The organism is Halorubrum sp. B53 (genome assembly GCF_059752395.1).
In genome coordinates this window covers 116,864-126,331 of record NZ_MWTH01000004.1, presented here as the reverse complement: position 1 = coordinate 126,331, position 9,468 = coordinate 116,864, and the positions used below count along the sequence as shown (strand labels likewise).

At 60.8% G+C, this 9,468-nt stretch carries 11 protein-coding genes; 8 read left to right on the top strand and 3 right to left on the bottom strand.

Translation table 11 applies throughout. The features are described 5' to 3' along the window. Positions 1–754: oxidoreductase dimerization domain-containing protein (locus B4V06_RS03440; protein WP_498167463.1), on the top strand; the 754-nt coding region annotated here is incomplete at its 5' end. A gap of 3 nt (positions 755–757) precedes the next feature. On the opposite strand, the gene B4V06_RS03435 is transcribed toward B4V06_RS03440, so the two are convergent. Beyond that, positions 758–1,312 carry an ArsR/SmtB family transcription factor gene (locus tag B4V06_RS03435; RefSeq protein ID WP_205252792.1) on the bottom strand — a complete coding sequence of 185 codons (555 nt, stop codon included), beginning with the start codon at positions 1,310–1,312 and terminating at the stop codon, positions 758–760. Positions 1,313–1,443: 131 nt separating this feature from the next. Between B4V06_RS03435 and B4V06_RS03430 the strand changes: the two genes are divergently transcribed. Continuing rightward, positions 1,444–3,720 carry a heavy metal translocating P-type ATPase gene (locus B4V06_RS03430; protein ID WP_271932964.1) on the top strand — a complete coding sequence of 759 codons (2,277 nt, stop codon included), beginning with the start codon at positions 1,444–1,446 and terminating at the stop codon, positions 3,718–3,720. Here the strand turns inward: B4V06_RS03430 and B4V06_RS03425 are convergent. Further along, positions 3,717–3,923, bottom strand: coding sequence for a heavy-metal-associated domain-containing protein (locus B4V06_RS03425; protein ID WP_205252790.1), 207 nt, complete (start codon positions 3,921–3,923; stop codon positions 3,717–3,719). The two genes, B4V06_RS03430 and B4V06_RS03425, sit on opposite strands and share 4 nt — an antisense overlap. Before the next feature lie 132 nt (positions 3,924–4,055). Here B4V06_RS03425 and B4V06_RS03420 point away from each other — a divergent pair, with 132 nt between their 5' ends. The 6 genes from B4V06_RS03420 (at position 4,056) to B4V06_RS03395 (ending at position 8,576) form a co-directional block, all read left to right on the top strand. Next, positions 4,056–4,271 (top strand): DUF8129 domain-containing protein, encoded by a 216-nt coding sequence (locus tag B4V06_RS03420; RefSeq protein ID WP_144928047.1) that lies wholly within the window; start codon positions 4,056–4,058, stop codon positions 4,269–4,271. A gap of 123 nt (positions 4,272–4,394) precedes the next feature. Continuing rightward, complete coding sequence (locus tag B4V06_RS03415) at positions 4,395–5,393, top strand: DUF6610 family protein (protein WP_205252789.1); 999 nt, start codon at positions 4,395–4,397, stop codon at positions 5,391–5,393. 76 nt (positions 5,394–5,469) lie between these two features. Next, the gene (locus B4V06_RS03410) at positions 5,470–5,817 is read left to right on the top strand and encodes a DUF8013 domain-containing protein (protein WP_271932963.1); all 348 of its coding nucleotides are present in this window, start codon (positions 5,470–5,472) and stop codon (positions 5,815–5,817) included. A gap of 402 nt (positions 5,818–6,219) precedes the next feature. Further along, positions 6,220–7,149, top strand: a complete 930-nt coding sequence (locus B4V06_RS03405; RefSeq protein ID WP_271932962.1) for a M78 family metallopeptidase domain-containing protein — start codon at positions 6,220–6,222, stop codon at positions 7,147–7,149. A 112-nt stretch (positions 7,150–7,261) separates the two neighbouring features. Continuing rightward, complete coding sequence (locus B4V06_RS03400) at positions 7,262–8,080, top strand: hypothetical protein (RefSeq protein ID WP_271932961.1); 819 nt, start codon at positions 7,262–7,264, stop codon at positions 8,078–8,080. 172 nt (positions 8,081–8,252) lie between these two features. After that, positions 8,253–8,576: a DUF6788 family protein gene (locus B4V06_RS03395; protein WP_271932960.1), complete on the top strand. Its 324-nt coding sequence runs from the start codon at positions 8,253–8,255 to the stop codon at positions 8,574–8,576. Between the two features lie 72 nt (positions 8,577–8,648). Here the strand turns inward: B4V06_RS03395 and B4V06_RS03390 are convergent, their stop codons facing one another. Beyond that, positions 8,649–9,059 (bottom strand): helix-turn-helix domain-containing protein, encoded by a 411-nt coding sequence (locus tag B4V06_RS03390; RefSeq protein WP_271932959.1) that lies wholly within the window; start codon positions 9,057–9,059, stop codon positions 8,649–8,651. Positions 9,060–9,468: the final 409 nt, after the last annotated feature.

The window sequence follows — 9,468 nt, the reverse complement described above, 5'->3', positions numbered from 1 at the left end:
CGACGTCGTGACCAGTAACGACTTCCAGCAGGTTCAGGATGTGGCTACCGACAGTGGTGCTGACCCTGGTCAGAAGGGCGTCGCGGTGGAGACTGTCATCGAGGGCGAGAAGCAAGCGTTCACCGCCGAGGCGTTATTCGTCGCGACCGGCGTCCAGCCCAACAACGAGGACATCGGCTTGGAAGCAGTCGGCGTCGAGACCGAATCCGATGGGGCGATTCGCGTCGACGAGCATTTCCAGACGACCAATTCCGACATCTACGCGGCGGGGGACGTGATCGGCGAGCCCGAACTGGAGACGGTCGCCGCCAAGGAGGGCAATCACGCCGTCAAGAACGCCTTCGGGGACGAGGGGGTCAGCATCGACTACGACGTAGTGCCAGCAGTTGTGTTCACCAGTCCCGAGGTAGCAGCCGTTGGGACAACTGAACGCGAATATATGGACGAACACGGTACCTGTTCCTGCCGGACGGTTCAGATGGAAGATGTCCCTCGGGCAAAGGCCGTCAAGAACACGGATGGACTCGTCCAGGTGGTGAAGCACCACGAAACCGACGAGATCGTCGGCGTCCACATGGTCGGGCCGCGTGCCGCCGACATGATCATGGAAGCCACGCTGGCGGTGAAGTTCGGACTGACTGTCGACGACATCATCGACACCGTCCACCCGTTCCCGACGTTCAGCGAGGCGTTCAAACACGCCTGCCAGGCGTTCCGTAGGGACACATCGACGATGAGCTGCTGTATCGAGTGAGCGTCAGTCCTCGGTCGAGAACACATCGTCGAGCGTGCCGCTCTCGCCTAATTCGATGAGGGCACGGTTCAGGAGTTCGCGAACGATGAACTCCTCGTAATGCTGGGTGTCGCAGTACTCGCAAGGCTTCATTTCGCGGGCAACCGCCTCAATCTCGGTACCGTGGTCCGCATACAACGTCTCGATGAGGGCAGTCAATTCTTCGGACGCGGTAGACTGCGCCTGCGCGAGGTTATTGTCGGCGCCTTCCGGAAGATCGTAGGAGAAGACTCGCGTGTTCGACTTGTAGTACTTCCGTGTCCCTCCACCAGCCTCTTCCAGACGAGCGATTTCCACCATCCCCGCATCCTTCAGGACGTTCACATGGTGACGCACTGTCGTCTCGGCCTTCTCCTCGCCGCGACGGTGCAACTCGTCGTGGATCTCCTCGATCGTCATTTCATCGGTCGCGAGCATATCGAGGATCTTCGCCCGAACGTCGTTCTCCAGTGCCTTCGCTTTCTCCGGATCCGTCGTCACGACTTCACGAATCGGCACATCAGATTCGAGGAGCGCCATTCTTGTGACGACATAAGCGGACGACAATAGTAAGAGTGACGCCACTCTCCCGACAGCAGTATTAGTATCTCGAAACCGCTATAACTTTTGTCGTAATGGTTATCCGCGTCGCACGATAACCAACAGGCAAGATGGGAACGACACACGAACAATTCAACGTCGGGGGGATGTCCTGCTCGTTCTGTGCCGAAAGCATCAAAAAGGCCTACAGCCGGACCGACGGCGTCGAAGACGTCGACGTGAGCCTCGCCCACGAGGAAGTTCTCGTCGAATACGACGACGACCTGCTGAGTGAGGTCGAGGTGAAGGACACGCTCCGGGATCTCGGGTACACCATCCGCGACCCGGACAAGGCGAAGCGGTACGAGCAACAGCAGGCCGAACTCGCCGACGGGAAGCGAAGCCTCCTCCTCGCCGGCGGTGCATCTATGGTAGTCGCTGCCCTGATGGGGTGGATGATTCTCGTGAAGGGACGCTTCGAGTCGGCATCGCTCGCGATGGATCTGGTGACGCTGGGGCTGGCGCTCGGGACGATGTTTGGCCCCGGACGGTATATCAAACAGAAGGCGTTCCAGAGCCTGCGCCGGGGGATCTTCAATCAGCACGTGCTCCTGGAAGCGGGCGCGTTCGCCGGGCTCGTCGGCGGACTGCTTGGCCTGTTCGTCTTCCCGAGCTTCCCGACCGTCCACTTCTTCGCCGTCTCCCTGTTCATCACCACCTACCACATCCTCTCGGAGTACACCAGCCTCATCGTCCGTACACGGGCTTCCCAAGCCGTCCAAGGCCTTCTCGACCTCCAGCCCGATACGGCACGCCGTATCGGTGATGACGGTAACGTCGAGGAGGTCCCGGTCGACGACCTCGACATCGGTGATCAGGTCCGGGTCAAGCCCGGCGAGAACATCCCCGTCGACGGCGAGGTCGTCGAGGGTAAATCCACAGTCGACGAGTCGGTTGCCACCGGCGAGTCCATCCCCGAGGAGAAGGCCGAAGGCGACGAGGTGATCGGCGGCAGCGTCAACGAGACCGGGACGCTGCTCATCGAGGTAACTGCAACCGGCGAGGACGCGTTCCTGAACCAGGTGGCCCGCGAGATTGAGGAGGCGCAGGCGATGAAACCCGGCATCATTCAGCTCGCCGACCGCGTCCTCAAGTACTTCGTGCCGGGCGTCTTGACGATCGCTGCTTTCTCGTTCCTCTTCTGGGTGATCGCACCGCTCGCGTGGGGCGGAGGTCCGAACGTCCAGCGCGGGGCCTTCGCGGCGCTGGCCGTCCTCGTCCTCGGCTATCCGTGTGCGCTCGGGATGGCGACGCCGCTCGCCCTCATCCGGGGCGGCGGAAAGGCCGCGAACCGCGGCATTCTGATGCGCTCCGGCGACGCCTTCCAGATCTTTCCCGACGTCGACCACATCGTGCTGGACAAAACTGGCACCATCACCGTCGGCGAACCCGCCGTCAGTGAGGTCGTCGCGTTCGACACCGACGAGGTGGATGTACTCACGACTGCGGCCAGTGCAGAGGCCTTCTCCGAGCATCCTCTCGCTGATGCGATCCTCGAGTTCGCTGACGAGCAAGATGTCGAGTACGCAGATCCCGACGCCTTCGACTCCGTGACCGGCAAGGGCGTCCGGGCAACCGTGGCCAGCGACGGCGTGCTGGTCGGGAAACCGGGATGGCTTAGCGACGAGGGAATTGACCTGTCGAAAGGGGGCGACGACATTGAGCGACTCCAAAGCCGCGGCCTCACCGTCTCTGGGGTCGTCCGTGGCGGTGACCTACTCGGTCTGATTGGTATCGGTGACGAGGTCAAGAGCGACGCCGTTGCGACCATACAGCGGATGCGAGACGCCGGCATCACGCCCGTGATGATCACCGGCGACAACGAACGTACCGCACAGGCGGTCGCCGAGGAGGTTGGCATCGACCGCGTCATGGCCGACGTGTTGCCCGACGAGAAACGCGAGGAGATCGGTCGCCTGCAGGAAGCCGGCCACCGCGTTGCGATGGTCGGCGACGGCATCAACGACGCCCCCGCACTCACGCAGGCGGATATTGGGATTGCCATCGGCGCTGGGACCGACATCGCCATCGAGTCGGCGGATATCGTCCTGATGGGTGACCGGCTTGGTGGCGTGATGGACGCCTACGAGATCGGGAAAGAGAGCTACCGGAAGACCCGTCAGAATCTCGCGACGGCGTTCGCCTTCAACGGCGTCGGCGTCGCCGCCGCGACCACGGGGCTCGTTCACCCGGTGTTCGCGATGCTCGCAATGGTGCTGTCCGTCTCAGCCGTCCTCGCCAACAGCTTCGCTGGTCAACTCCTCTCCGGCGAGGGTGTCAACACCGAATTCGCTCTAAAAGAACGTACCGACGGCGAGCGGGAAGACGGTCGAGTGACGGCCGATTAAGCCACTACGTCGTAGCCAGCCTGTTCGATTGCCCCGTTCACATCGTCGTCTGCGACTCCATCCTCAAGGACCACGTCGACCGTGTCAGCTTCGTGGTCGGCCTCAACCCGATTCACACCATCGAGGTTTCGCAGGGCGGTCTCCACGTTCTGTTCGCACCCGTTGCACGACATCCCGGTGACTGAGATAGTCTTTCGCTCCATACGGGCCTGTAAACACTCGCTGGGGATGACCATTACGGTAACTATTGTATCGGTTTCATCCCTATTAGAGGTAGAGCGTTATCGTCCGGAGAGTTGTTTGTGTCGGCCCCAAAGGGGTGGAGGCTCTTCGAGATGGAGACTACTGACGACGAAGAGAGTAACGAATTCCCTCCAGAGAAGCGTCTGGAAGCACCGAACACACGCCTGATCAAGGCCGGTATCGCGACGATCCCGGATATGGAAACCCTCCAGGAGTGCGTTGCCTACGAGAACGCCCATCAGAATCGGACGCAGATTCTGCGCCGGCTCAAGTGGAAGGCTGAAGAGCTGCGTGAGGACGAAGAGTAAGCTCTGTTATTAACCAACAAGCTCCGCGTGGGTTTCCCCATTGTTGGTTAACAGACTGCGCCTCGGTTTTTCAGGCCCCTGAAGGGGCGCGGGGCGGCCAACAGCGGCCTCGTGACGCCAATCATGTCCCTCGTGAGTACAGACTCCAGAACGGCTAGCGACATCGCTGCCGCCAGACAAGCCGACATCGTGGCGTTCCTCCATCGAGCCCCGTTCACTCTGGATGCCTATAAGCTCGGTTTCCTTCCCGGCTTTCGGGAGGACTGCGGGTATCAGGAGAACCAATATCAGAATCTCACCCTCCCCGTCGGGATGCTTGACAACGACTTTCGGAACCCCGATCTGGATCGGTTCGTCGATCGGTTCTTCGAGCACGAACCACAGGTCGGCGTCATCGGCGACATCTACGAACGCGGCGACGTCGATGACCACGTCGCTGCTGCTCGTGAGATTCAGGCCAGCTATCCCGAGGCCGAGCTCATCATCGTCCCAAAGTCCCAAGCGGTGATCGACGCAATTCCCAAGGATCTCGTTCTTGGCTATTCGCGTGGGTACGCCGACCGGTTGGCCCACGAGTTCTCTGATCCGGCCGACTGGCGCGGTCGGCGCGTCCATATCCTCGGCGGGAGCCCACCAAAACAACTCGAAGCCATCCGACAGCTGACCCGGCCGACACTCACCGACGAGCCACCAGCCGACATTGTGGGCGTCGACTGGAACGGGCTACATCGCGGCGCGCAGTTCGGGGAGTTCTGGACGGCTGACGGCTGGGATGATAGTGGCCGTGACGCCTCCCACGTCACAGTTCGGAAGACAGTCCGACACAGTCTCGCCCGCATCAAGGCCTTCTGGCATTCTCACGGTGTCTGGCCCGACTCGACACTACATAACGACACTCTGGAAATCGAGTACGAGGGGCCGTCACCGACCGATCTCGAGAGTGCTGCGTGTACCGACTGCGGAGCGAACGTCTGGACGACCCGGCGCGGTCCCTTCGTCGCCGAATACGATACTGGCGCTCTCTGTGGCTACTGCAGCTACGACTGCTATTTCGCGCACCGGCATCGAAACACCCTCGAGGAGATCGCCGGCGAGCAGAGCGTCTACCTCCCACCTGCGTGACGCTACGAGTTGGTTTTTCGCGCCCCGGAGAGGGCGAGGGCTCGATCCAGAAAGCCCTCCGAGAAGGTGATTTTCCGTGAGTCAACAACAGCGCCCGAACGATGTCTCGATCGACGATATTCCAGTCGACGTATCGAACACGCAATCAGGCGAGGTCGACCCTGCTGAGGTACCCGAGGAAATCCAGTCGATCACTCGTGGACTCGCAAGCGAGCAACCGCCGACGAATCCGCTCGTCGTCCTGAAGGCCGCCCGCTGGTGGTATATACATGGTAAGGGCGGGACCGATCCCGCGTTCCAGTGGGCGATCGAGTGGGCACGACACCTCGCGACGGACACGCCGAGCGATGTCGACCAGTTCGATTCGTTCCTCGAATATCTCGTCACGGTCGGCTTCGCTGACGAGAAGGCAGCGCTCCGATAACCAGATCCCCCCATTCACACCGAGGGGGGCTGAACGGACACGACCACACAAGCAGTGCCGACAACGAGTGCAGCGGTCCGAGCAAGACCTCCTTAGAATCGGTAGCAGGCGACGTCCTCGCCACCACAGGTCGGACACGTCTCAGTATCTGCCGAGAGGGTCGTGCCACAGTGGCGGCACTCATACAGCGTGGCCGTGACGGCCGTGCTGGTTCCAATGACCCCGCGAAGCACATCGACGAATCCCATGCTCTCGACGGTATTCTCGCACCGATTGTTAATCCCAGCCTCCGATAGCGGCCCCGATATCCCTCTCAGGAGCACCGTCGTTTGTTGTGCGCCCCCGAGGGGTGCGGCGCGTCTGAACTGACGCACTCGCCGTGAACTCGATTCGGTGAATACAATGGCTACAGCCAGTAACTCGTCGGTCTCGTTCGATGAGACTGACACGCGGCACGACGAGATGCACAGTACCATCGAAGCCTGGATCGACGAGCTCGTCGACGACGTCGACGAGGCCCAGGCCAGCGAGGAATTTCAGGAGTGGCTCGACGTCCAGAGTCGCTTCCACGACTACTCCCATCGCAACACGCTGCTCATCAAACTCCAGTGTCCCGAAGCGACGAAGGTCGCCGGCTACAACACCTGGCGGAACGAGTTCGACCGGTACGTCCAGGAAGGCGAACAGGCGATCTGGATCTGGGCACCGATCATCGCGAAGCAGTGCCCGGAGTGCGAGAACTCGCCCAGCTACCACGAGGACAGTGAGTGTGAATACGACGAGACGCCGCCCGAGGAGTGGTCGAAAGGACTCGTCGGATTCAAACCCACAGCTGTCTTCGACGTGTCCCAGACCGACGGCGAGCCGCTTCCCGAACTGGAGACGGAGGCAACCGGGGAAGCCGAGGACCTGGTTCCGACACTGACCGACGCAGCGTCGGACCTCGGCGTGACGGTTCGTATCGTCGAGGCCGACGACTGGGAGCATGGTGACGCGATGGGCATCTGTGAGGACCGGAGCCTCCATGACCTCCAGCCGGTCGTCAAGGCGAAAGCTCGCGAGAATCAGGCCGACCTCGCCGTCACGCTGATTCACGAGTACGCTCACGCACTACTGCATTTCGACGTCGACGACGACACCGAGCGAGCGAAACGCGAAGTCGAAGCGGAAGCCGTCGCGTATATCGTGGGTCGGTTTCTCGGACTGGACACGAGCGGGTCGGCATTCTACCTCGCCGCGTGGGAGAACGACGATGCGGAAGTGATCCAGGATCGGCTCGGTCGGATCAGTTCGACCGCCCAGGAGATTATCGGGACGGTCGCCGAGGGCTGAACTCGTGGTCCCTTCCAGTTAACCAACAGTCGAACGCTAATACGGGTCTTCGTTGGTTGCGTTTATCAGCGCCCGCCGAGGGGCGGAGGCGCACTCCCGTCTCCATCGACCCATGACCGACCAGTACCTAACTACCGTTCTCAAGGAGGCGGAGCGAGTCGCAGAACACCACGACCAGATCGCCCAGTCGACCGACCATCCGGAACACGAGTATCTCCGGTACGCCGTGCTCCGACTGCTCGAAGGCGAGGCAGACGAGGTGTCGATGGACGTGCCGCAGATCGACGGCGTGACCGTCGGATACGGAGAAGACGATGCGATGTTCGACAGCTGGGGCGACCACATCGAGTGGTGGGAGACCGTTCCGCTGCAGGAGGAGTGTACCCGCTTTCGAATCTTCTACCCCGACGAGTACGAGACCGTTCCGCAGATCATCGTCGACGTGATGGCCGCCCTCGGGGCGTGGCGTGTCTGGAGCGGGAGTGCTGCCGCCTGTGGCTCCTACAACCATCGCGAGCGTCGGGAAGTCCAGTACCTGTGGCCGGAAGGCCATCCGGTGGAGGAAGTGCTCCACGAGCGGCTCAGTGGCCCTGCGGAAGCCGTCGCTCCGGACGGTGGCCGAACGGGCGACGTTCGCGACCGGATGGTCGTCACGGAGCACTCGACCCAGACCGACGGCCTCGAGCCGCGAACCAGACGCGCCGTCGACGAAGAGATGGCCGTCTCGCTGCTCGAAAAAGGTGGCCGGTACGAGGTCCAATCAGCATCGGGGAATCGATACGAAGTGGATGTGATCAGCGAGTCGTGTACCTGCCCAGATTGGCGGAAACGAACGCCCGAGGGCGGCTGTAAACACCTCCGGCGAGTCGATCACGAGATCAAACAGGGGCAGGTCCCACGACCTGATGGTCGACTCCCCTCGAACTCGTAGGATCGCCCAGCGTTCGAGGATCCTCGGAGGGCTGTAACATCAGACGAAACTCATTGATAGAGAGTTTTGAGTAGTGTTACAGCTGCTGTAAGACCGTTGTGAGCGGTTGGTTACGGATTTAACCAACAAAACTATGCTCCTTGCGTTTGTGTTGGTTAACAGAGATCGGCCCATGTCCTACGAGCCACCGACGCCCCCAGCGGACCTCCCCACCGACATCATCGACACACTCAACGAGTATTCACCCGAGCTGCTCCGAGACGTTGCCCGCTATGCCGAGGACCTCGCCGAGTATCGCGAGCGCGAGGCCCGCCTTGCCGAAGCGGACGAGGAAGACGAGATCGACGAGCGCCCCGACGATCTTCCCGATGACGTCCCCTCGAAAGCGACGATCACGATCAAGGAGATCAACGACAACCGCTACTACTACTGGCAGTGGCGGGAAGGCGATCGCGTCAAGTCAAAGTACAGATCCCCAGTGAATCCGGACGAGTAGACGAATAGTACCTCAGTCGGATGGCCAGTTGTTCGGAGGACACCCCATCTGCGAAGTGAAAGACGGAAGCTGTTAGCGCTCTGGTCGCGGAGCAGTCTCGTATCGTTTGATGTCGTCGGTCTTCTCCACTCGGTCGTAGATCTCTCGGAGCGTGTCTTGTGCCCGGAGGAGCTTGTGCTCTGCGAGGAACTGCCGACCACTCTCGCTGATCCCGTAGAACTTGTACGGTAGGTCGTTCTGCCGACGGTCCTCGGGTAGGAGCACTTCCTCGACGATGCCGGCGTCAACGAGCTGCTGGAGGTGCTGACGAATCGTGGTCTGGCTCTTGCTCGGGTTGACGTAGTCGAGTTCCTTCAGCGTCGGCAGTTCCGCCGGATGCCCCAGGATGTCCTGGAGGAGCACGAATCGCGTCTCCTGGGTGACGACGTTGAGCCGCTCTCGAACGGACTCCAGGTCGCCTGGTGTGTGGTCGGAAGTACTCATTACCACAGCATTCGAATAATGCATAAAAAGCGTTTCGCTCAAATACGCATCGGTTTGAAGCGAATTGACTGAATCGACTGGCTGTGTACGGTAGCATTGCTAATACAGGGGACCAGATATCGAGATCTCTGAACCCGATCGAGTAGCTAGGGAGACGCACCCCTATCGACTTGTTCAACGAAACCACCTGCATGCGGAGGGTCACCTCTATCGATTTGTTCAGCGGGAAGTCATCCACGGAAGACCAGTATCGAACCAATAGAGAGAAGATTCCGAAATTGAGCACGGAGTCGGCTCTATACGTGATCAGCTGCATCTATCGCGACCGTGTCGACAGGACCACACACCCACCCCTATCGATTTGTTCTGGCGAGTAAGGGTGGGGAGGGGAGAGTTGATCACGAGAAAC